This is a genomic window from Turicibacter sp. H121 (assembly GCF_001543345.1).
GTDB classification, from domain to species: domain Bacteria; phylum Bacillota_I; class Bacilli_A; order MOL361; family Turicibacteraceae; genus Turicibacter; species Turicibacter bilis.
This window is the reverse complement of sequence record NZ_CP013476.1, coordinates 980,632-1,003,651: the sequence shown is the minus strand read 5'-3', so window position 1 is coordinate 1,003,651 and position 23,020 is coordinate 980,632. Positions and strand designations below refer to the sequence as shown.

At 34.5% G+C, this 23,020-nt stretch carries 19 protein-coding genes, 1 tRNA gene, 1 other RNA gene and 2 pseudogenes; 19 read left to right on the top strand and 4 right to left on the bottom strand.

The window, feature by feature from the left end; genetic code table 11:
- Positions 1-50 precede the first annotated feature (50 nt).
- From AT726_RS04955 to AT726_RS04925, 7 genes are read left to right on the top strand one after another with little or no spacing between them, the layout of a single operon-like run.
- Positions 51-1,871: a menaquinone biosynthesis decarboxylase gene (locus tag AT726_RS04955; protein WP_068759171.1), complete on the top strand. Its 1,821-nt coding sequence runs from the start codon at positions 51-53 to the stop codon at positions 1,869-1,871.
- Positions 1,858-2,730 (top strand): UbiA-like polyprenyltransferase, encoded by an 873-nt coding sequence (locus AT726_RS04950; RefSeq protein WP_068759170.1) that lies wholly within the window; start codon positions 1,858-1,860, stop codon positions 2,728-2,730. The genes AT726_RS04955 and AT726_RS04950 overlap by 14 nt, the downstream gene beginning before the upstream one ends.
- Before the next feature lie 10 nt (positions 2,731-2,740).
- On the top strand, positions 2,741-3,331 hold the full coding sequence (locus tag AT726_RS04945) for a UbiX family flavin prenyltransferase (RefSeq protein ID WP_068759169.1): 591 nt from the start codon (positions 2,741-2,743) through the stop codon (positions 3,329-3,331).
- Complete coding sequence (locus AT726_RS04940) at positions 3,321-4,283, top strand: ABC transporter substrate-binding protein (RefSeq protein WP_055244788.1); 963 nt, start codon at positions 3,321-3,323, stop codon at positions 4,281-4,283. Before AT726_RS04945 ends, AT726_RS04940 begins: the two co-directional genes overlap by 11 nt.
- A gap of 20 nt (positions 4,284-4,303) precedes the next feature.
- The gene (locus AT726_RS04935) at positions 4,304-5,065 is read left to right on the top strand and encodes an ABC transporter ATP-binding protein (RefSeq protein WP_055244786.1); all 762 of its coding nucleotides are present in this window, start codon (positions 4,304-4,306) and stop codon (positions 5,063-5,065) included.
- Positions 5,062-5,805, top strand: coding sequence for an ABC transporter permease (locus AT726_RS04930; protein WP_055244784.1), 744 nt, complete (start codon positions 5,062-5,064; stop codon positions 5,803-5,805). The genes AT726_RS04935 and AT726_RS04930 overlap by 4 nt, the downstream gene beginning before the upstream one ends.
- 27 nt (positions 5,806-5,832) lie before the next feature.
- Positions 5,833-6,198, top strand: a complete 366-nt coding sequence (locus tag AT726_RS04925; RefSeq protein WP_237297211.1) for a proteasome assembly chaperone 4 family protein — start codon at positions 5,833-5,835, stop codon at positions 6,196-6,198.
- Between the two features lie 239 nt (positions 6,199-6,437).
- Here AT726_RS04925 and AT726_RS04920 read toward each other — a convergent pair.
- Positions 6,438-7,678 (bottom strand): annotated as a pseudogene (locus AT726_RS04920) (IS110 family transposase).
- Between the two features lie 417 nt (positions 7,679-8,095).
- On the opposite strand from AT726_RS04920, the gene AT726_RS04910 reads away from it, so the two are divergent.
- The 6 genes from AT726_RS04910 to AT726_RS04885 all read left to right on the top strand — a co-directional run bounded on the left by AT726_RS04910 (position 8,096) and on the right by AT726_RS04885 (position 14,524).
- The gene (locus AT726_RS04910; protein ID WP_068759766.1) at positions 8,096-8,857 is read left to right on the top strand and encodes a MerR family transcriptional regulator; all 762 of its coding nucleotides are present in this window, start codon (positions 8,096-8,098) and stop codon (positions 8,855-8,857) included.
- 119 nt (positions 8,858-8,976) lie between these two features.
- Complete coding sequence (locus AT726_RS04905) at positions 8,977-11,352, top strand: EAL domain-containing protein (RefSeq protein ID WP_068759166.1); 2,376 nt, start codon at positions 8,977-8,979, stop codon at positions 11,350-11,352.
- 141 nt (positions 11,353-11,493) lie between these two features.
- Positions 11,494-12,675 (top strand): M20 metallopeptidase family protein, encoded by a 1,182-nt coding sequence (locus AT726_RS04900; protein WP_055275246.1) that lies wholly within the window; start codon positions 11,494-11,496, stop codon positions 12,673-12,675.
- Between the two features lie 14 nt (positions 12,676-12,689).
- On the top strand, positions 12,690-13,589 hold the full coding sequence (locus AT726_RS04895) for a S66 peptidase family protein (protein WP_237297210.1): 900 nt from the start codon (positions 12,690-12,692) through the stop codon (positions 13,587-13,589).
- Between the two features lie 177 nt (positions 13,590-13,766).
- Positions 13,767-14,369 carry a thymidine kinase gene (locus AT726_RS04890; RefSeq protein ID WP_055244332.1) on the top strand — a complete coding sequence of 201 codons (603 nt, stop codon included), beginning with the start codon at positions 13,767-13,769 and terminating at the stop codon, positions 14,367-14,369.
- 62 nt (positions 14,370-14,431) lie between these two features.
- Positions 14,432-14,524, top strand: a tRNA-Ser gene (locus AT726_RS04885).
- A gap of 120 nt (positions 14,525-14,644) precedes the next feature.
- Here the strand turns inward: AT726_RS04885 and feoB are convergent.
- The 3 genes and pseudogenes from feoB to AT726_RS04870 all read right to left on the bottom strand — a co-directional run bounded on the left by feoB (position 14,645) and on the right by AT726_RS04870 (position 17,306).
- Positions 14,645-16,807 (bottom strand): ferrous iron transport protein B, encoded by a 2,163-nt coding sequence (gene feoB, locus AT726_RS04880; protein WP_055277493.1) that lies wholly within the window; start codon positions 16,805-16,807, stop codon positions 14,645-14,647.
- Between the two features lie 50 nt (positions 16,808-16,857).
- Positions 16,858-17,082, bottom strand: a pseudogene (locus AT726_RS04875) (FeoA family protein).
- Positions 17,083-17,096: 14 nt separating this feature from the next.
- Entirely contained in the window at positions 17,097-17,306 is a 210-nt protein-coding gene (locus AT726_RS04870) for a FeoA family protein (RefSeq protein ID WP_305888196.1), read from the bottom strand.
- A 196-nt stretch (positions 17,307-17,502) separates the two neighbouring features.
- Between AT726_RS04870 and AT726_RS04865 the strand changes: the two genes are divergently transcribed.
- From AT726_RS04865 to AT726_RS04835, 6 genes are all read left to right on the top strand, one after another.
- Positions 17,503-17,868, top strand: a complete 366-nt coding sequence (locus tag AT726_RS04865; protein WP_055244325.1) for a metal-dependent transcriptional regulator — start codon at positions 17,503-17,505, stop codon at positions 17,866-17,868.
- Positions 17,869-18,854: 986 nt separating this feature from the next.
- A complete protein-coding gene (gene tadA / locus AT726_RS04855; protein ID WP_055244321.1) occupies positions 18,855-19,343 on the top strand; it encodes a tRNA adenosine(34) deaminase TadA in 489 nt (162 codons plus the stop codon).
- 32 nt (positions 19,344-19,375) lie between these two features.
- Positions 19,376-19,471: signal recognition particle sRNA small type (gene ffs, locus AT726_RS04850), an RNA gene on the top strand.
- A 161-nt stretch (positions 19,472-19,632) separates the two neighbouring features.
- Entirely contained in the window at positions 19,633-20,325 is a 693-nt protein-coding gene (locus tag AT726_RS04845) for a response regulator transcription factor (RefSeq protein WP_055244319.1), read from the top strand.
- A complete protein-coding gene (locus tag AT726_RS04840; RefSeq protein WP_068759164.1) occupies positions 20,318-21,655 on the top strand; it encodes a sensor histidine kinase in 1,338 nt (445 codons plus the stop codon). The genes AT726_RS04845 and AT726_RS04840 overlap by 8 nt, the downstream gene beginning before the upstream one ends.
- Before the next feature lie 161 nt (positions 21,656-21,816).
- A complete protein-coding gene (locus AT726_RS04835; RefSeq protein ID WP_068759163.1) occupies positions 21,817-22,743 on the top strand; it encodes a substrate-binding domain-containing protein in 927 nt (308 codons plus the stop codon).
- Positions 22,744-23,020: the final 277 nt, after the last annotated feature.

Sequence of the window (23,020 nt, the reverse complement as noted above, 5' to 3'; positions counted from 1 at the left end):
AAAATAAAAGTTTCAAGAGGAGAATTAATAAAAAGTTTGAGGAGGAAATAATGGCATTTAAAGATATTCGATCGTTTATGAACCTCTTAGAAAAAAGAGGAGAATTAGTCAAGGTTACAGCAGAGGTCGATGCAGAATTAGAAATTACAGAAATTACAGATCGAATTTCAAAACAGTACGGACCCGCATTGTTATTTGAAAATGTAAAAGGATCAAACTATCCTGTCTTAATTAATTCGATGGGAAGTGATGATCGAATGAGTTGGGCACTTGGTGTAAATGAGCTAGATGATTTAGAGCGAGATATTGCCAACTTAATTAATATGCAAAATTATATAAAGATTCCGAGTCTGATTCGGTCAATTCCAAATTTGATGAGACTTTTAGCTGTTTTTCCTTGGAAATTACCGATGAAAGGGGCTTGCCAAGAAGTCATTGAACATCATCCAGATCTCTCAACCTTACCGGTTTTAAAATGTTGGCCTGAAGATGGAGGACGATTTTTTACCTTACCATTAGTCATGACGAAGGATCCAGACACTGGAGTTCAAAATACAGGAATGTACAGGATGCAGATTTTTGACAAAAATACGACAGGTATGCATTGGCATTGGCATAAAGATGGCCGCGAAATTTATGATAAATATCGCCAGTTAGGTGGGAAAATGCCAGTTTCAGTAGCGATTGGTTGTGATCCAGCTATTATCTTCTCGGCAATTGCTCCATTACCTAAAATGATTGATGAAATGATGTTTGCAGGTTATTTACGAAAACGTCCAGTCAAAATGGTTAAATCGATTACGAATGATATCTATGTTCCAGCCGATGCAGAATTTATTCTTGAAGGATATGTTGATGTCAATGAAGCGTTACGATTAGAAGGGCCATTTGGCGATCACACGGGCTATTATTCATTAGCTGACATGTATCCAGCTTTTCATGTCACGTGTATCACACACAAAAAAGATGCGATTTATCCAGCAACAATTGTTGGACGACCACCGATGGAAGATTGTTATATGAGCAAAGCAACTGAGCGAGCATTTTTACCGCTTTTAAAAATGATTTATCCTGAGATTGTGGATTACTCTCTACCCTTTGAAGGTGTCTTTCATAACTGCGTCATCGTCTCTATTAAAAAGCGATTCCCTGGTCATGGAAAGAAAGTAATGAATTCTCTATGGGGGATGGGACAGATGATGTATGCTAAAATGATCATTGTTGTGGATGAAGACATTAACCCTCATGATACGAAAATGGTCGCAAATCACATCTTTAAAACTTTAGATCTTAAAGAAGATTTAGTCTTCTCACAAGGCCCATTAGATGCATTAGACCACTCATCAGCGACCGATCATTATGGTTATCGATTAGGTGTTGATGCTACACGAAAATTTGAAGTAGAAGGCAAGATGGTGGAGTGGAAGATAGCTGAGCAGAAAGATTTCACTTCTTATCTTGAAACTCATCCTCAAATTCAAAGTTTTGATTATCCTTTACAGGGAGTCCTTCAAGGATGCTTAATTGTTTCTATGAAAAAACAACAGTCAGGAGATGTCCAAAACTTAATGCATGAACTATGGAATCAAGAAGAAATGGCGTTTAACAAATTCTTAATTGTCGTAGATGAAGACGTCGATGCAAAAGATACCTCTAAAGTGGCATGGAAAGTCTTTAATAATATCGATGCTAAACGAGATTTAGAAATTGTTGAAGTGTCAGATCAAAACTTTGGTCATCGAGTTGGAATTGATGCAACGAAAAAGACAGCCTTAGATCAGCATCCTCGTCAATGGCCAAATGATATTGTTATGTCTGATGAAATTAAAGAAAAAGTTACAAGGAGATGGAGCGAGTATGGAATTAACTAAAAAGATTTATAAAAAAGTTAATGACTATGGAATTTTAGTCATGTTCTCACATACGATTTTTTCATTATCCTTTGCTCTTATTTCCATGTTATTAGCTGGGCAAGGGCATTTGAGTTTTAAAACAATCTTTTGGGTTTTAATTGCCTTTCTTTCAGCTCGTACAGGAGCAAATGCCTTAAATCGTGTCATTGATGCTGAAATTGATGCAAAAAACCCTCGTACAGCAACCCGCCAGATTCCGCAAGGATTAATGAATAAAAAGGAAGTCATCATTTTTGTTGTGATTTGCTTTGCCATCATGGTGTTCGCAGCAGCGCAGTTAAATACGATTTGTCTAATTTTATCCCCAATTGCGCTCTTTTTAATGACGATTTATTCATACACGAAGCGATTTACTTGGCTATGTCATTTAGTCTTAGGTGTAACTTCTGCAGCAGCACCTGTTGGAGCATGGTTAGCTGTAACTGGAACTATTTCGTGGATTCCTCTTTTAATGGGGGCTGCCAATACGCTATGGGTAGCGGGATTTGATATTATTTATGGTGCACAAGATTACGATTTTGATGTTAAAAATGGCATTCATTCGATTCCAGCACGATTTGGAGTCAAAAATGCCTTACATATTTCATCCGCCTTTCATATCTTAGCGGTTGCTTTCTTAATTATGATTGGTCTCTTATCACCGGATCTAGGAATCATTTATTTTGCTGGATTAACGATTAATATTGTTTTATTTATCATCCAACATAAATTAGTAGCACCAGATAATTTAAAAAATGTAAAAGTAGCTTCTTATAGTATTAATCAGGTGATTAGTATTGTCTTTTTAATCACGGGTGTATTAGATTGTTTAATTTAGGAGAGACATCATGAAAAAAATTGTTGTTGGAATTACAGGAGCAAGTGGAAGTATTTACGCGAAGCGTATGATAGAGGTATTAGTAGAGCAAGGAATTTTAGTTCATGTCATTGCTACAGATACAGGAAAAAAAGTCTTTAACTATGAACTTTCTTTAAATTTAGAAGACTGGATTACTGAAATGCAACAACAGTACTCTAATCTGAAATTAGAAGATAATAATAACTTATTTGCTGGTGTGGCTAGTGGATCATATGGTTTTGATGCGGTGATTATTTTACCTTGTTCGATGGGAACAATGGCTGAAATTAGTCATGGGTTATCATCTAACTTATTATGTCGTGCAGCAGATGTCGCCTTAAAAGAATCACGTCCATTAATTATTGTTCCGAGAGAAACACCCCTAAATACGATTCATTTAGAAAATATGTGCCGTCTATCAAAGGTAGGTGCAACAATTATTCCCGCAATGCCTGGTTTTTATCATCATCCACAAACGATGGATGATCTCATTAACTTCGTTGTCGGAAAAATTTTAAGTTATTTAAAAATCGAACATGAATTATTTAAGAAATGGGAGGATACAAAATATGAAGATTAAAAATTTATTGGTTACAACATTAGCTGTGGCTGCTGGTTTAACATTAACGGCATGTCAATCAGATAAGTCAGAAGGAGCATCAACTTCACAAGAAGGAGAAGCGGTAACTTTGAATTTTGGGGCTATGGGGTCTATCGATACGATTCCATTCGTTATTGCACAAGAAAATGGCTATTTTGAAGAAGAAGGAATTAAGGTTAATTTAGAGTTATTTAACGCAGCTAAAGACCGCGATGCGGCATTACAGGCAGGGCAATTAGATGGTGTATTAGCAGATGAAACAGCGATTGCAATTTATCAAAACTCAGATATGGATATGCAAATTACGGGTGCAACAAATGGATACTGGACATTAGTAGCGACAGAGCAATCAAACATTCACTCATTAGAAGATTTAAAAGGTAAAAAAATCGGAATCTCTGAAAACACAATGATTGAATATTTAGCAGATGATATTACTACATTAAATGGAATTGCAGCAGAAGATTTTGAAAAAGTCGCGATTCCTGCCATGCCAGCACGTTTAGAAGCATTAAGAAATAATCAAATTGATGCCGCTATCTTACCAGCACCATTTAATGAAACAGCGATTGCCGATGGTGCAGTTGAAATTGAAACAATTCACAATACAGATATCATGATTTCAGTAACTGCATTTTTAAACAGTGTCATTGAACAATATCCACAAGCTATTCAAGGATTCTATAATGCTTATAATAAAGCTGTAGATTATATTAATTCAACAGACATTAGCGAGTATGAAGATGCTGTCATTAAAACAGTTGGTTATTCTGAAGAAACTCGTGGAAACATCATTTTGCCAAAATTCAAACATAACTACTTACCAGATGTAGAAAAGGTTCAGAAAGTATTTGATTGGGCAACAGCAAAAGGGTTATTAACAAAAGATATTACAGCAAAAGATGTCTTAAATAACGTTGCGACAAAATAACTAGATGAAGGAGAACCTGTATGATACAGATAAAAAATTTATCTGTTTTCTATCAAGGTAAAGAGGGAACGACTCAAGTTCTAAATCAGCTTGATTTCACCATGAATCGTGATGAAATTTGTGCGATTATTGGTCCATCAGGTTGTGGAAAGTCAACCTTACTTAAAGTTTTATCTGGGATTATAACGACTCATGAGGGTGAAGTCCTCCTAAATCAGGAGGTACTTAACCCTCATTCGCATAAAATCGGCTTAATTCCACAAAACTTTGGACTTTTACCGTGGAAAACAGTACAAGAGAACTGTCTACTTTCATTTAAGATAAAAAAAGAGAAAATCACTTCTTCTACACTAGAAAAAATGGATCAGATGATGAGACGTCTTAATATTGATCATTTAAAAAAGAGATATCCTCATGAATTGAGTGGTGGACAAAAACAACGTGTTGCGATTGTTAGGAGTTATTTAATGGAGCCTGATCTTCTTTTGATGGATGAAGCTTTTTCAGCATTAGATGCAATCATTAAAGAAGAAGCACAACAACTCTTTTTAGATGTTTGGAGCGAATCTAAAATTAATACGTTCTTCGTTACTCATAGCATTGATGAGGCGTTATATATGGGAAAAAAAATTATGGTTTTATCTAATAACCCGGGTCAGATTGTTAAAATCATAGATAATCCGCTATTTCATTTAACGGACTATCGTAATCATTCAGATTATCCACACCTATATGCTCATTTAAAGCAACTGATTAAGAAAGGGTGGATAGAAGAGTCATGATTTTTAAAAAAATGTGGAATTTAGCTAAAGGGTTTATTTTGTTCAATTTTATTTGGTATCTATTAGCGTTGATCATGAATTCTCGCGTGTTACCGACACCCGATAAAATTTACGTACATTTACCTACTTTGTTACAAAATGGATTTGAGGTTCATATTATTGCGAGTTTATATCGTTTATTTCTAGGAATGTTCATTTCTTTTCTGATTGGAACGATCATTGGGTTGTTAATGGGATATTTTCCGAGTATGAATAAACTATTCAACCCACTTGTCTATTTTGTTTATCCTGTTCCTAAAACAGCTTTGTTACCAGTCGTTATGACCATTTATGGACTTGGGGATAACTCGAAAATTATGATTATTGTTTTAATTACCGTTTTTCAAATGATTGTCTCAGTTCGTGATGCGGTCATTAATGTTTCAAAAGAAAACTATCACTCACTTATTAGTTTAGGAGCCAGCTCATTACAATTATTTTATCATGTGACCTTTCCAGCCATTTTAACAGAACTCTTAACGAGTATTCGCGTCACACTTGGAACTGCTCTATCCGTTTTATTTTTTGTGGAGGCTTATGGGACAAAGCAGGGAATGGGCTATTTTATTCAAGATGCTTGGTCACGAATTAATTACATTGATATGTATTCAGGTATTCTGATACTTAGTCTCATAGGAGTTTCTTTATTTATTATCATTGATTTATTAGAAAATCGATTTTGTAAATGGAAAAAACAATAAATGCTTAGAAAAAGGAGATTGAAATTGATGCAGTTATCAAAGTTATTTCATCAGCATACAATCAGTGTTAAGATTCAAGAAATAGGCAATGATTTGAATATATGTATCTTTGGCGGAGATGAACCACATATTGGAGCTGTTGCTTTAGGAATTCCTATCACTTTACCTCATGATCCACTTACTCAGACATCATCGGTCTCATTAATGACGGTACCTGGGCACAAAGAAGATGAGTTTGCACTAAGAGTGGCTCGTCAATTAGCCAAACAGTTAAACAAAGTCATTGTCGTTAGCTGTGGTATTCATATTCAAGATATTAAGAAAGAGGAAATTTTCCAATTAAGTGAATTATTAGATGATATTATCAATGAACTATTAAGTGTTTTAGCATAATAGGAAAGAGCTGTCTTTTTAATAAAGACAGTTTTTTTGTGAAATTTAAAATCATTTATTGACCTTTACGTTACGTTAACGATTATGATAAATCTACAAGACTTGTGGTATTAAGTCAAGTATATGATTGAAAAAAATAGATAAAGATTTTTAAAAGTTGGGCGCACTGAACTAGACCCTCGGCTAATTTTTTAAAAATTTAGCCTAGCGCCAGACAGAAAGGATTCAAAAGCAATCAGTTAGCTTTTGAGTGATACGCTCCTTTCCGGCGTGTAGAGTTGGTGGTTACGTAACAGCGTATCCACCAAACGCACTAATTTTCTAGCGGTTAGGACGAGGGCTCGTTTGTGTTTAAATTTCGGAACTTCATCGTATTTTTTCTGGTAATACAAGCGGTAAGTATCTTCGTGTCGTCTGATAGAGTTGGCAGCTTCAACCATATAATACCGAAGATATTGGTTGCCTGTTCGTGTCAGTGGTGTACGTTCCGATTCAAAGTTTCCAGACTGATTTTTTTCCAGTAGAGACCGCAATATTTGGCTAATTGGGCTTCATTTTCAAAACGTTCAATTTGACCGATTTCAGCGACAATACCGGCGGCATAAACAATACCGATACCTGGAATACTTTTTAAACATTGGGCTTCTGTTACAATTTCAAAGAGCGCCACAATGCTTTTTTCTAAATCTTTAATCTGTTTTTTCAACGTTTGGATTAATCGTGCATAAGTCGCTAAAACCATGTCTACTGATTCTTGAACGACTTTACCCAATCGATAAGAATCACGAATAGCTTTTTTAATGGTTTTAGCTAATTTCTGTGGATCACTAAAACGACCTCGACCTTTTTCTTGTAGAAGGTTAGCTAAATCTTCTAACTCCATTTCGGCCATTTCATCGAGGGTTAGTGCATCAGAAAGAAGATCGAGCATGGTCGCACCAAAAACAGAGGTATCGAGCTCTTTAGAGAGGGTATTACACTTGTAGTAAAGGTTCTCAAGAAAGTGCTGTTTACATTCGGTGAGTTGATGAACCATTTGATATCTCGAACGAGTCAGACGTTGAAGAGCGACATAGCGTTCCTCTTTTAAAACTGTCTTATTAAATCGTTCAATACGTAAGAAGTCGGCAATACGAAAGGCATCAATTCGATCGTTTTTATCTTCTTCAAAAAGCCCTTTATAACGATGAATGGACTTAGGGTTTTGGATAACGACTTCAACGAGACCTAAGGATTTTAGTTCAAGATCTTCAGATAAAAAAGTTGCAGGATGAAAACTGTAAATCGAAGTAGACTCCATTCCAATCACGATTTTTTCATAGTTAAATGATTGGTGAAACTGGAGAACATCTTCTTTGATAGAAGAGGCACCGTTAATGTTATTAGGAAGGGTAACTTCTTTTAACGTCGTGTCTGAACTATCAAGAAAACAAACATCAAGTTTTTCAGAGCTAACATCAATACCGACAAATAATTTCATGGAAGGGACCTCCTTTCTTTTGAATGAATTTGGAATAAACTCGGATACGGCTGGACATCCCTAGGGTCCCAAACGTGGCGACAACCTCGCGTATAAGTATTCTAAAGACTTTAGCTATGAGTGCTGCCCTCAACCCTGTTAAGAAGAGGAACATAGAAGGAGTTGATACAGCTTGTGCGTATGCCGAACAGTTTGGGTCTGGGTCACAGTCTTCAAATGTAGTCGAACTACAGGAGGGAAAAGTATATTCCTGATGGATCCAATTCCATTACCTATATGATGGAACGTCCGAGGGTATCTGAGACAAAAAGAGATCACTAAATGAATCATTTAGGTAAAGAAAACTCATTCAGTTTTCAAAGAACAATTCATGCCCTAAATGAAGGGCTTAAACTTATTATACGAGGAGGGATGACTATGGAATATACGATTCAAAAGTTAGCTCATTTGGCTGGCGTTAGCACAAGAACTTTGCGTTATTATGATGAAGTTGGAATCTTAAAACCAGCTCGGATTAATTCATCAGGCTATCGTATTTATAGTCAAAAAGAAGTCGATCGTCTGCAACAAATTCTCTTTTATCGAGCGCTCGAGGTTGGAATCGATGAAATTAAACAGCTTCTTTTAAATCCATCGTATGATGAGCTAGATGCTTTAAATGATCATTATCAAAAACTCCTTGAAAAAAGAGCACAAATTGATTTACTTATTCACAATGTTCAATCAACGATTGCCATGAAAAAAGGAGAGAAACGAATGACAAACAAAGAAAAATTCCAAGGATTAAAAAAACAATTGATTAAGGAAAATGAACAAAAATACGGAAAAGAAATTCGTGAAAAATATGGAGACGAAAAAATTAACCGTTCTAACAAACAATTCGCCAATTTAAGCGAAGAAGAATTTAATCAGATGAATGAATTAGGACAACAAATTTTAGAAAAATTAGCAATAGCTATGAAGACAAATAATCCTCAAGGTGAATTAGCACAAGAAGTCGCAAAATTACATCATCAATGGCTAGGCTATACATGGCCAAGTTATAGTCGGGAAGCTCATGCTGGACTAGCTCAAATGTATGTATCTGATGAACGTTTTACCGCATATTATGATGATGCAGTTGAAACGGGTGCAACTCAATTTTTATGCGATGCAATTTTATACTATACTTCGAAATAATCGCAAATCAGACAGAATAAAAGTTCTGTCTTTTTTTATGGTTTTTTTTATGAAACATTCTCTTTAACTCTGATTTTGTTTATAATAGATACTAAGATTAATAAAGAAGAGGAAGAGGTATGGAGTATAAAAAAATTAGGTTTTTAATTTTAAGTAAAACCAATGAAATAGAGAGAATGTTAGATGATTTGTTTATTGAACATCAAGAACAAATTAGTTTAAATTGTAAAACCTATCAGAATATTCGAAATCATGACGTAAAGGAATATGATTTTATCATTATAGATAATAGTGAGTTAGATGATTCGATCGAAATGATTCGTCAAATTAGACATCAAATGAATCAGAATATTCCGATTTTAATGTGCATTAATCAAGAATTCATGCAAAAGTTAAATGACTGTATTGAGGCAGGAATTTCTGATTATATTGTGAAACCTTATACAAAAGAAATGTTAAAGTTAAGAATTCAAAATAACTTAAATTTAATTGACGCATTTAAAATGTCAAAAAATAAAGAGTTACAATTTGATGCGTTATTAAATAATACTCCGTATATGGCGTGGTTCAAAGATAAAGAAAGTCACTATATTACCGTGAATCGTGAATTTAGAGAACATTCGGGAAAAGATGATGAAACTATTCATGGTCGAGACGATCAATTCGTTTGGGATGGGCAAATCGGAGATCGTTGTCGTGAATTTGATTTAATTGTGATGAACAAACGTCGACAAATTATGTTTGATGAAATTATTCCTGGTAAAAAAGGATATCGTCAATTTAATATTTATAAAGCCCCGGTTATGGATGAAATGGGAGATGTTATTGGTACGATTGGGATTGCTCGAGATATTACAGAACTTAGAAATAAAGATACTAAACTCTCAATCATTTTAGAAAATATTCCATTTGCTGTTTTCTTAAAAGATATGAATGGAATTTATATTGATGTGAATACGAACTTTCTAAATTTATGTCAATTAACACGCGATGAAATTATCGGACGAACTTGTTATGAACATGCATTAAGTGAAGGATGTATAGAAGAAGATCATTTAATAATGGATACCCTTGAGAGCAAAGTATTTATTCGAAAAATAATGATTGAGGGAAATGAACGTACATTAGAAATTTATAAAGCTCCTGTCTTTGATATTCAGGAACAAATGATTGGAATTGTTGGGGTAATGAAAGATATTACAGATATCATTCAAACTCAAGAACATATTAAAACATTAGCTTATACTGACTTTTTAACAAGCTTAAAAAATCGTCGTAGTTTATATCATTATCTTGAAAATGATCTAGCCAATAAAAATATTCCATTGACTGTCTTGTTTATCGATTTAGATAACTTTAAAAAGTTAAATGATAGTTTTGGTCATCATGTGGGAGATAAAGCTTTAGTTCATATTGCAGAAAAACTCGCTAATATTTGTGACGATGCTTTTGTAGCCCGTGTAGGTGGAGATGAATTTGTTGTTATTTGGGAACAAATTAGCGATGAGATATTAACTCAAAAGTTAGATCTTTTATTAAATAAGATGCGAACAGAATTTAGTAGAGGCGAGTATGCTAACATTGTTTCAGTGAGTATTGGGGTGGTTCGAAATGAATGCTCGTCAGGAGATGTTGAAACTATTTTGTTAAAAGGGGATTTAGCGGTTTATAAAGCAAAAGAAAAAGGAAAAAATCAGTATGTTATTTATACAGATGACCTTGAACGTGAGCGATTATTTAATTTACAAATGGAATATGATTTAAGACACTCGATTCAAAATAAGGAAATCAATCTATTTTACCAACCCCAATATACAGTTGATAAAGAATTAGTCGGTTTTGAAGCATTATTCAGATGGAATCATCCAAGATATAAACATATTCCTGTCATTGAGATTATTCGTTTGATTGAAGAATTAAGATTAATTGAGGAAGTTAGTGCATATGTTTGTCTTCAAGCTTTTGAATTTGCTAACGAAATTAATCAAAATAGAGAAAATCCAATCGTTGTCTCAATTAATATTTCTGCGTTACAAATTATGAATGATAACTTTGTGGATAATTTTAAATCACTGATTAAACAAGCAAATGTTAATCCGAACTATATTGGAATTGAAATTACAGAGACTGTTTTAATGCAAAATATTAATGAGAATATTAAAAAAATACGTGAACTAAAAGATTTAGGAATCACTATTTCACTTGATGATTTTGGAACAGGCTACTCATCATTGAACTATTTAATTAATTTGCCTTTATCAAAGGTGAAAATTGATCGTAGTTTTATTAAAGGGATGGGGAAGCAAGATGAATTTAAAAGCCTTGTCCGACTGATTATCGATATTGCACATTCGTTACAATTACCCGTCATTTCAGAAGGTGTTGAAAATGAAGAGGAATTAGAAATACTGAAACAGATGGATATTGATAATATCCAAGGGTATTATTTCTCAAAACCTATTTCAAAAGAAGATGCTTTATTATTAATTAAATAAACAAAAAGTAGAAGATCTTAATTGAAGATTTTCTACTTTTTTTGTTTTTAACCACACTTAAAAATAATGAGTTGACTATACATTTTTTAACAAGGTGATTTCATATAATGAATTATCTTATAGTATATAGGAGGATTAGAGATGTATCAAAAAGTTAAGGAAATGGTCGATACCATTTATCCACAACTCATTGCTATTCGTCGCGACTTACATCAACATCCTGAACTAGGTCTAGAGGAATACCGAACATCGGCGTTAGTTTTAGACTATTTACAACAGTGGAATATAAAAGTAACCCAACTTATTGGAGAAACAGCCATCGTTGGCTTAATTGAGGGAAATCCGGGAGAGAAAACAATTGGGTTACGAGCAGATATGGATGCTCTTCCCATTGAAGAGAAAACAGGGGCACTATATGCCTCATTAATACCAGGAAAAATGCATGCTTGTGGACATGATGTTCATACAACAATTTTATTAGGGGCTTCTTATATCCTTCAACAGCTAAAAGAAGAGTTTAAAGGGAATGTTAAACTTTTTTTTCAACCAGCTGAAGAAACAGTAGGTGGAGCTAAACCAATGATTGAAGCAGGATGTCTGGAACACCCGAAAGTCAATCATGTATTAGGACTTCATGTTCGTCCAACTTTAAATGTGGGTGAGGTAGGATTTCATTATGGAAAGTGTCATGCGGCAAGTGACACCATTATCATAAGCATTAATGGAAAACAAGCACATGGAGCCTATCCACAAGATGGAATCGATGCAATTTTAATTTCGGCACATGTCATTACGGCATTGCAAAGTCTGATTAGTCGTAACTTATCTCCATTTGAAACAGCTGTTCTTAGTTTGGGGATTATTGAGGGAGGAACGGCTGGGAATATTGTTTGTGATCAAGTCACAATTAAAGGAACATTACGCACCCTTGATCAAACGACACGTGTTTTTATGAAAAAACGGATCATTGAAGTTGCAGAAAACACTGCAAAAGCTTTTGGAGGAAGTGCAGATGTTCGTATTGAAGAAGGCTATGCACCACTTATTAATGCTCACGCCATTACAGATGCTGTTGCTCATGTCGCAAGGAAGCTACTTGGAGAAGATAATGTAATTATTATGGAGCATCCAAGTCTTGGGGTTGAAGATTTTGCGTATTTTGCGGAGGCTGTTCCATCATGCTTTTATAATTTAGGAACATCAAATCCTCATAAAGGAATTCAAGCAGCTTTGCATGAGAATACATTCGATGTGGATGAAGAAGCCATTAAAATCGGGGTTTGTTTACAAGTGTTATCAGCACTTCATTTGCTAGAACAATAAAGGGGGAAGAGAGCGTGATTGAACCAAAACCATTAAAAATGGGAGGGAAAATAGCAATCGTGGCACCGGCAGGACCATTAGAAGCAGAAACCGTCTTTAAAGGAGAGGAAGTTTTAAAAGAAATGGGTTTTGATGTAATCATCACTCCTAGTTGCTTTGAACGAAAAGGTTACTTAGCAGGATTATCGGATCGCCAACGAGCAGAAGATATTATGATGATGTTTGCAGATGATGAAGTCGATGCTATCCTTTGTATGAGGGGCGGATACGGTTGTAATCGGATTATTCCATACTTTAAAAACTTCAAATTTGAAAACTATCCGAAACCATTTATCGGTTATAGTGATATTACTTACTTGCACCTTTTCTTCAATCAATACCATCATCTGATCACCTATCATGGCCCCATGCTAAAAGATCTTCTCCTTAAAAATGAAACAACGACTAATCATTTTTTAGAAACTATTATGGGAGAGACAACTTTTGATATGATTGATGTTCCGTATTATAATCAAACCGTTTGTCCCGCTTCCGGAATTTTAGTTGGGGGAAATTTGACGATTATTTGTTCGACGCTCGGAACCCCTTATGAAATTGATACACGAGGAAAAATTTTATTTATCGAAGAAGTTAATGAACCTGTTTATGCGGTTGACCGATTACTCATGCAACTCAAATATAGTGGAAAGCTAAACGATGCAGCGGGAATTATTTTAGGTGACTTCAATGTTTATGATAAAAAAGAAACAGACAAGTTACTTAAACGCACACTAACATCTTGTCATAAACCGATTGCCTACAATATTCCAAGTGGACATTGTAACCCACTAATTACCCTTCCACTAGGTGCTTATGTTACTTTAAATCCTCAAACAAATAGTTTATCTATCCAACAAGGATGTACTTGCCAATAAGAAAAAGCGATAAAATCCTAACTGATTTTATCGCTTTTTGTATACGCGGGAAATAATTTGGAAATTAAAATGTTGGCTTGAATCTTAAAAGAAGTATCTGTTATAATTATCAAGCTGTTCAAATTTTGATAGAAAACATAGAGAAATGTAGGATAGGATGAAAGGTGGTTTCATAGTATGTATGATGTTCGACAAGAAGGTTGGGTAGAAGCAATTTGTGGTAGTATGTATGCAGGAAAGACTGAGGAGCTAATCCGTCGTTTAAAGCGTTTAGACTTTGCGCGCCGTTCATATTGCTTATTCAAACCAGCTATTGATAATCGCTATAGTGACGACGAAGTCGTATCACATAGTGGATTAAAAATGCCGTCAATCGCGATTGAACACCCAATTGAGATTTTAGATTACATTAAAGACGATACATATGCTGTTGCAATTGATGAAGTGCAATTTTTCGAAGAAACTATCGTTGAAGTGGTTGAACACTTAGCAGATAAGGGAATTCGTGTGATTGTTGCAGGCCTTGATAAAGATTTCCGTGGTGAACCATTTGGAACAATGCCAGCTTTATTAACAAAAGCAGAGTTCGTGACTAAGTTAACCTCTATTTGTAGTGTTTGTGGAGCATCTGCGACACGTTCACAACGATTAATTAATGGACAACCTGCTTCATATTTTGATCCAATTATTCAAGTCGGAGCTAAAGAAGCATATGAACCACGTTGCCGTCACTGTCATGAGATAAAAGATCGTCCAGATTGTTTAGGTTTAAAAAAATAAAAAAATTAAGATAAATGATTGACAATATAATTATATTTCGGTATAATCTATATTGTTGATACGGAGGAATACCCAAGTCCGGCTGAAGGGATCGGTCTTGAAAACCGACAGGGCGTGAAAGCGTCGCGGGGGTTCGAATCCCTCTTCCTCCGCCATAACAAGATAATAATTCACACGTCATGTGTGATTTTTTTTTATTCTTTGTAAGAAAATATTATTGTTATAATAGTAGGGTACAAAAAAAGGAGCTAAATGATTTTAGCTCCTTTTTTTATTTATGATTTATGGCAAGTCTTCGCCTTTGTACATCCTGAACATCCACAGCTACATCCATTTGATTTTTGATTACGTAAGATTTTGCGGATTGCTAATAGTAAAGCAATGATAACGATTAGAGTAATGATAATAGTAGCTGTAGAAATGTTATGGGTTTGAATAAAAGTACCACCTTGATAAATCACAAGAGCCACAACATAAGCTAAACCTGTTTGGTATCCAATAGCAATCCATGTCCATTTCCAAGACATCATCTCACGTTTAATCGCACCAATAGCAGCGAAACACGGAGCAGCCAGTAACGTAAAGGCCATGAAGGAATAAGCACTTAAGGGGGTGAATAAAGCTGACATATTTCCAAGTAGCTCGACTGATTCCTCTGTCATTTCCTCACCTAAACCAAATAATACCCCAAACGTTGCAACGACATTTTCTTTCGCTAAGAATCCAGTTACAGTCGCCACAGCTGCCTGCCAATTTCCAAATCCTAAAGGAGTGAAAATAGGGGCAATGACACGACCGATTGAAGCTAAAATACTCTCATTCGCTTCAACCATTTCAAGTGACCAATTAAATGATTGCAAGAACCAAACGACACCTGAGGCAACGAAAATAATCGTTCCTGCTTTATAAATAAACGCTTTAGCACGATCCCACATATGAATTAAGACACTTTTAAAACTCGGAACATGATATTGTGGAAGTTCCATAATAAATGGGGCAGGATCACCAGCAAATAACGGCGTTTGTTTTAAAATAATTCCTGAAAGAATAACCATCCCAATTCCTAAGAAGTACATCGAAGGAGCTACCCAAGATTGAGTTGGGAAAAATGCACCTGCCATTAAAGCAAAGACTGGTAATTTTGCTCCACAGGGAATAAAAGGTGTTAACATAATCGTCATACGTCGATCCTTTTCATTTTCAATAGTACGGCTTGCCATAACTGCTGGCACACTACATCCCGAACCGATGAGCATTGGAATAAAAGATTTTCCCGATAATCCAAATTTTCTAAACATGCGATCCATAATGAAAGCCACGCGTGCCATATATCCACAATCTTCTAATATTGAAATCAGTAAAAATAAAATCATAATTTGTGGAACAAATCCTAAAACCGCACCAACTCCACCGATAATTCCATCCACAATCAGACCAATTAGCCAATCAGCTGTCTGAATACTTTCTAAGAAAGCTGCGACATTTCCTTGAATGAATTCACCAAAGAACGAATCATTAATCCAGTCCGTCGCAAAGGTACCAATAGATGTGATAGAAATATAATAAATTCCCCACATAATTAAGGCGAAAATCGGAAGAGCTAGCCAACGATTAGTCAATAATTGGTCAATCTTATCTGAAGTCGTTAAATTACCTTGCATTGATTTTTTGACATACTGTGACACTAGTTGACTAATATACTCATAACGCTCATTCGTAATAATACTTTCGCTATCATCATCAAACTGTTCTTCACAAGCAATTGTCATCTCCTCAAATTTAACCTTCACACTTTCAGGTAATGATAATTGTTTTACCACACGGGTATCACGCTCAAATAACTTTATACTGTACCAGCGAAGAAGTGGTTCAGGAACAGCCCCTGATAATAAAGACTTCATTTCGTGCAACATCCGTTCAATATCTGAACTGAAAGTTGGCATCGCAGGTGCTTGTTTAACAGAAACAACGGCTTCAATTAACTCGTTTAATCCTTTTTGTTTTAAAGCTGTCGTCTCAATGATACGACATCCTAATTGTTTGGATAGTTTGGCAAGATGAATCTTTGTTCCATTCTTTGTAACGATATCCATCATGTTTAGTGCAATGACCATTGGAATAGTGGTTTCCATTAATTGCGTGGTCAAATAAAGGTTTCGTTCAATATTAGAAGCATCAATGATATTTAAGATGACATCTGGTTGTTCATTTATTAAAAAATCACGAGTAATAATTTCTTCCGGAGTATATGGAGAAAGTGAATAAATCCCTGGTAAATCGACAATTTTAATCTCTTTGTTTCCTTTTAAATACCCTTCTTTTTTCTCTACTGTTACTCCCGGCCAGTTTCCAACATACTGATTACTTCCGGTTAGAGCATTAAACATCGTCGTTTTCCCACAGTTCGGGTTTCCGACTAAAGCAATTGTTATAGACATTGTAAACTCCCCCTTAATCATAGTGAATGATGTTGATTACCAATGGAAATTTAAATCTCAACGATAATATTTTCAGCATCTGCTCTACGAAGCGATAATTCATAGCCACGAACGGTTATTTCAATGGGATCCCCAAGTGGGGCAACTTTTCAGATATAAATAGTAGCTCCTTTTGTAATCCCCATATCCATAATCCGGCGCTTAAGCGGTCCTGTTCCATTTAGCTTTTTTACGATGACTGTTTCACCAATTTTCACATCTTTTAATGTTTTCATTCGATATCTCTCCCTTATACAAAAATACGTTTTGCCATCGTTTGATTGAGTGCAACACGTGTATCTTTAACATTAATAATAAAGTTCTGTCCAAACTTAGATACAATGGTCACTTCACTTCCAACAATAAATCCAAGACTCTCTAGAAAACGTTTGGTATCATCACGCCCACTAATTTTTTTAATGATAACTGATTCTCCTATCTCTACCATTGTTAATGGCATCATTATGGCCTCCCTTTAATATTAGCAATTACCAACTTCAGTAGAAAAAAGTTAGCTTAAGCTAACTCATATTACTAATTTGACATTTATATCCAATAATGTCAATAGCTATTTAATAAAAGTATAAAAGTTGAAGAAACGAAACAAACTATGTTAAGATTAACTATATTTAGATTTTAAGAAATAGGGTGGGTAGATGAAATTACAAGAGTCGGGTGAAAATTATTTAGAAACCATTCTAATTTTAAGCCGAAAAAATGGATCTGTTCGTTCTATCGATGTGGCAAACGAGTTAAATTTTTCAAAACCAAGTATTAGTCGTGCGATGGGAATTTTGAAAAATGCAGGTCTAATTACGATAGAGAAAAATGGACAAATTAATTTAACTGAAATTGGTCATGAAAGAGCAACTGCGATTTATGAACGTCATTGCTTAATTAAAGAATTTTTAATAAAGACACTCCAAATTGATGAATCATTAGCTGATAAAGATGCTTGTCGAATTGAACATGTTATTAGTGAGGAAACGTTTAATCGAATGAAAGAGTTATTAAAAAAATAACATAATAAGAGGCGGATAAATATCCGTCTTTTTCTTTAACCTCTGTATGTTAGCATTGTCTCATGTGAAAAATATAGGAGGAGTGATGGAGTGGCTTTTAATTAAAGCGACTACTATTAATCTCACTGATTGAAGCCAGCTCTATTTTATCAGTGTCTCAATTAATTTTTTTATTAATGGAGAGTTATTTAATATATAACCAATTAGAATATTAAATAGAAGCATAAAAAAGAGCAGCCGTTATCCACAAGTAACCGTTGCTCTTTTTTATTATATAAGTCTAGAAAAGTTTTTCACTTAAAGGTTTACTAGTGATGGATAACCTTACACTCTTTGAGTGATCAAAATAGGATAAGGAACCTAATAAATGATAATCTGAAATAATCGATTAATTTTCATTTAAATAATCTTTTTGAATACTCAATTATTGTTTATAGCAATTCGTTAAGAAAAACATTTTTGTTTGAAACACTCATTCATCGATATTATTATAAAACTTATCGAAAAATGGATTCTCATACATAATCTCCTTTAAAGGTGATAAGAATAATGTTCTGATCGTAGTGTTGATCGTGAAGTTTTTCGAACGTCAATTGGCCCTTCAACGGGGATAAAAAAGATTTATTTTGTTTCATAGCGTTCCCCATTAAAGCTTCAAATATAAAAAAGAAGTTCGCCTTAACGAACTGTGTAACCTAAACGATTAAATGCATCAAGAATATATTTCGGGGAACCAACCCCTTCATTATAACGAACAGAAACTAATTTTAAAGAAAGATTAATATCTAACTTTTCCACACCCTCTAAATTTGTTTCGAAGTAATCTTTAATTTTTTTACATCCTCATTTGAACTTAAATTTTCTACATTTAGCATAAAAGTTTTAGCCATCATCCTCACCTCAGACTTTCTTTATTACTTAGTCTTGATAACATCCCTATTTTATCATAGAATAAATTAAAAAAGAACAAATAACAGGTGATTATTATGGAGCACATCTTATTTATGCAACAGGCCATCGAAGAAGCTAATAAAGCCAAAGCCATCGGAGAAGTGCCCATTGGTGCTGTTATCGTTAAAGATGGACAAATTATTGCTAGAGCCCACAATTTACGTGAAAAAATTCAACTTTCAAATGCTCATGCTGAAATGTTAGCCATTAGCAAAGCAAATGAAGTAGTTGGATCTTGGCGATTAGAAGATTGCATTATGTATGTTACACTCGAACCATGTCCGATGTGTGCAGGAGCTATTGTTCAATCTCGTATTCCGACTGTTATTTATGGTGCGAAAGATCCTAAAGGTGGATGCTGTGGAACAATTTATAATTTACTTGATGAATCAAAGTTTAATCATCAATGTGAAGTGATTTCAGGTGTCTTAGAAGAAGAATGTGGACAACTGTTGTCAGATTTTTTTAGAGAATTAAGACAGAAAAAAAAGCAGCAGCGTGTTGACAAGCAAGAGTCAAATTGATATACTAAATGTGTATCAATCGAAACTCTCTTTTGGTACCCTTATTCAATAGAACGGTGTGAACCAGGTCAGGACAGGAATGTAGCAGCCTTAAGCATTTAGTTTTATGTGAGTAAGGGTACCAAAGGGGAGTTTTCTTTTTTTATCTTCATTTATCGGTATAATATGGAAAAATAGAATTGGAATCAGTGATTCAAACTAAAAAGGTCTTTAACAAAAACTTAACAGAAGCACAAGCTTGAGTATGATAGAATAAACATAATCGATTGTTTTTTGGAGGTGTCATTCGATGAGTAAAAAAGTGTTAGTTGTTGAAGATGAAATTTCAATTCAACGTATTTTACAATATGATTTAATGCAATCAGGTTTTTCAGTCGATCTCGCCTCAGATGGGGAAGAGGGATTGCAAAAAGCATTAGCTGATGAATATGATGTCATGTTACTAGATGTCATGTTGCCGAAGCGCGATGGTTTTTCCGTTTGTAAAGAACTTCGTAATCGTGGAAATTCAATTTATATTGTTATTTTATCAGCACGTGATGATGAATTAGACCGTGTTCTTGGTCTTGATGTAGGGGCTGATGATTACATGACTAAACCTTTCTCATCGCGTGAAGTTGTCTCGAAAGTAAAGGCCATTATTAGAAGAAGAGAAGTTTTATCTGCAGGGAAAGGTAAATCTTATTTAAGCTATCAGCGTATTAGGCTAGATAGTAGTCGATTTGAAGTATTAATTGATGATCAAGTAGTTGATTTTACACTTAAAGAATATGAATTACTAGAGTTTTTAATCCAACATAAAGGTCAGGCGCTTTCTCGTGATGTTTTACTCGATCGATTATGGGGATTTGAATATGACGGTGATACACGAATTGTCGATGTCCACATTTTTAAAATTCGTGATAAACTTAAACCTTACGGAATTAAGATTAAAACCATTCGTGGAGTGGGATATATGTTAGAGGACGAAGCAAATGATTGATAGCCGTCATGAACTTATCTCATTTTATATTGTTTTCACCTTGTTATTAATCACTAATCTTTATAGTCAAAACAATAGTCAAGTTACGATTTTATTTTTACTAATCTTACTTATTTTAATGATCATGCAATACGGACGTTCGATGACGTATCTCAATCAACTAAAAAAATACGATGAGGTTGCCGCTAACATTCAAGCACATCGGGATTGGAGTAATATCTCTCCATTGGTGATTGAACAGCAAGAAGTTATTGGAGTTCAATATAATAAATTAATGCGATTGATTCAAAAACAAGAATTTAGAAATCGTCGCAACATGCAGATTATTAGTATTATTACGAATAGTATTCAAGATCCAATGGTTATCTTAAACATTAATGGTGAACTTGAATATGCTAATAATCGCTTTAAAGAATGGGTGAATATGTCAGCTCTTAAAAGGGTTTCTTTCCAAGAGGTGAAAAATGAGTCCTTACGTAAAATTTTAGAAGATGCACTGATTTGTGAAACGACGCGAAAAAAACAATTAGAAATTAATCAAAAATATTATATTTCAACGGCGCATCCCATTTTTAATGAGCGCGAGGACTTTAATGGAGCTGTTATCTTATTTCACGATATTACTGATATCAAAAAATATGAAAGCTTACAAAAAGAGTTCTTCGGAAATGTGTCACACGAACTGAAAACCCCAATAAGTGCGATTAAAGGATGTACGGAAATTTTATTGAACGGAGCAAAAAATGATCCACAAACCTGTGATGAATTTTTAACGATTATTCAAGATGAAAATAACCGAATGGAACAACTCGTTAAAGATTTATTGTTAATTAATCGTTATGAACATGATCAAATCAAGCATAATACCGATCGTGTTTGTCTAAATGAATTACTGACAGATTGTATTGTTCAAACACTCAATATTGCTAATCTAAAAAATCAAAAAATTATGCTTGAAGCCACAGAAGATTATAGTCTAGATGGGGATTATATCAAGTTACAACATTGCTTCCTCAACCTATTAACGAATGCTATCCATTATTCAGGGGAAGACACAACGATTACGATTAGAATCAGGCAACGTGGTTCAAATATTGAAACTCAAGTCATTGATCAAGGAATCGGGATTCCTGCTGCTGACATTCCACATATTTTTGAAAGATTCTATCGAGTGGATAGAGCGAGATCACGTCATACAGGCGGAACGGGACTTGGATTATCTATCGTTGCATCTATTATTGAGGCACACGGTGGAAATATCAAAGTTAAAAGTGAACTAAATAAAGGAAGTAAATTCATCGTGACATTACCTCAAAAAATGAAGAAGTAAGCTGAGCTTACTTCTTTTTGTATATTTTTGTCTACTAGTTATAAACTATTATTAATCATATCTTAACTATTTCTTAACAGAAAATTAATATTTGAAGGGTGAATTTGTATTACAATTAACTCATCAACAGAACAGATACAGATCATGGAGGAATGATGAGAATGAAAAAACTATTAAGCTTAGTAGCAGCTGCAGCATTAACTTTTTCAATGGCAGCATGTGGGTCAACTAACAACGGATCAGACACAATAGACCAAAGTGGGGACACAATACAAACACCTTCAGCACAAGCTGTAGAAGGGGCAATCGATGTTGTAAGCCGTGAAGCGGGATCAGGGACTCGTTCAGCATTTGAAGAAATCATTGGATTTAATGGAGAAGATCAAGATCTATTAACAGCAAATGCGACAATTAAAGATGGAAATGGAGTTGTGGCAACATATGTAGCGGCAAATGATGCTGCAATCGGATATGTTTCATTCGTAACACTAGAAGAAAATCATGGGAAAATTAATGGATTAACAGTAGAAGGTGTAGAAGCAACAGCTGAAAATGTATTAGAAGGAAAATACTCAGTAGCACGTCCATTCGAAATGGTATATATGGAAGAAAATATTACAGATGTTGAACGTGCATTTATCGATTTCGTATCTTCAATTGATGGATTAGAAATTTTAGAATCAAAAGGAACAATCGTTGATACAAAAAATGCTGAAGCGTTTGATATGTCAAAATACGGTGACTTATCAGGAAACATTGTGATGGGTGGATCAACATCAACAGAAGATGCAGTTAAGGCATTAGCAGAAGAATTTACAGCTTTATTTCCTAAAGTAACTTATACATACGATGCAACAGGTTCAGGAGCTGGAGTTAAAAATGCGATTTCAGGAGTATACACATTAGGATTTGCTTCTCGTGAAATCAAAGAATCAGAATTAGCAGAGGGAATTATACCTGTTACGTTATGTATGGACGGAATCGCATTAGTTGTTAACCCATCAAATAACGTAACAGATATTTCAAAAGATCAAATCAAAGATGTTTACACAGGAAACATTACTGAGTGGTCAGAATTAACAAAATAATGAATTTTAAAAGAAATCACCGCTTCCTCAGTGATTTCTTTTTTCATTTAGGTGAATACTTCAACAGCGACGCATTACAAAAGGTTTAGAAATATTAATAAGTTGTTAACCAAGCATAAAGCAAATAGATAGTAATTGTTAATTTTCTATTACCAGAACATAGAAACCCTTGAAAAATCCACCTTTTATCACCCATTTGAGGAGTAAATATTTATCTTCGATAAATGACGGGGGCCCTTACCCCATTAAAGGGGGAAGCCAGTTTCACTGGATGGGG

Bases quoted from the DNA above. Each gene is read 5' to 3' on its own strand.
- AT726_RS04835 (WP_068759163.1), top strand. From the start codon at position 21,817: ATGAAAAAACTATTAAGCTTAGTAGCAGCTGCAGCATTAACTTTTTCA.
- AT726_RS04840 (WP_068759164.1), top strand. From the start codon at position 20,318: ATGATTGATAGCCGTCATGAACTTATCTCATTTTATATTGTTTTCACC.
- AT726_RS04910 (WP_068759766.1), top strand. From the start codon at position 8,096: ATGGAATATACGATTCAAAAGTTAGCTCATTTGGCTGGCGTTAGCACA.
- AT726_RS04940 (WP_055244788.1), top strand. From the start codon at position 3,321: ATGAAGATTAAAAATTTATTGGTTACAACATTAGCTGTGGCTGCTGGT.
- AT726_RS04955 (WP_068759171.1), top strand. From the start codon at position 51: ATGGCATTTAAAGATATTCGATCGTTTATGAACCTCTTAGAAAAAAGA.
- AT726_RS04935 (WP_055244786.1), top strand. From the start codon at position 4,304: ATGATACAGATAAAAAATTTATCTGTTTTCTATCAAGGTAAAGAGGGA.
- AT726_RS04865 (WP_055244325.1), top strand. From the start codon at position 17,503: ATGAAATTACAAGAGTCGGGTGAAAATTATTTAGAAACCATTCTAATT.
- AT726_RS04950 (WP_068759170.1), top strand. From the start codon at position 1,858: ATGGAATTAACTAAAAAGATTTATAAAAAAGTTAATGACTATGGAATT.
- AT726_RS04870 (WP_305888196.1), bottom strand. From the start codon at position 17,306: ATGCCATTAACAATGGTAGAGATAGGAGAATCAGTTATCATTAAAAAA.
- AT726_RS04925 (WP_237297211.1), top strand. From the start codon at position 5,833: ATGCAGTTATCAAAGTTATTTCATCAGCATACAATCAGTGTTAAGATT.
- AT726_RS04845 (WP_055244319.1), top strand. From the start codon at position 19,633: ATGAGTAAAAAAGTGTTAGTTGTTGAAGATGAAATTTCAATTCAACGT.
- AT726_RS04900 (WP_055275246.1), top strand. From the start codon at position 11,494: ATGTATCAAAAAGTTAAGGAAATGGTCGATACCATTTATCCACAACTC.
- AT726_RS04930 (WP_055244784.1), top strand. From the start codon at position 5,062: ATGATTTTTAAAAAAATGTGGAATTTAGCTAAAGGGTTTATTTTGTTC.
- AT726_RS04905 (WP_068759166.1), top strand. From the start codon at position 8,977: ATGGAGTATAAAAAAATTAGGTTTTTAATTTTAAGTAAAACCAATGAA.
- AT726_RS04890 (WP_055244332.1), top strand. From the start codon at position 13,767: ATGTATGATGTTCGACAAGAAGGTTGGGTAGAAGCAATTTGTGGTAGT.
- tadA (WP_055244321.1), top strand. From the start codon at position 18,855: ATGGAGCACATCTTATTTATGCAACAGGCCATCGAAGAAGCTAATAAA.
- feoB (WP_055277493.1), bottom strand. From the start codon at position 16,807: ATGTCTATAACAATTGCTTTAGTCGGAAACCCGAACTGTGGGAAAACG.
- AT726_RS04945 (WP_068759169.1), top strand. From the start codon at position 2,741: ATGAAAAAAATTGTTGTTGGAATTACAGGAGCAAGTGGAAGTATTTAC.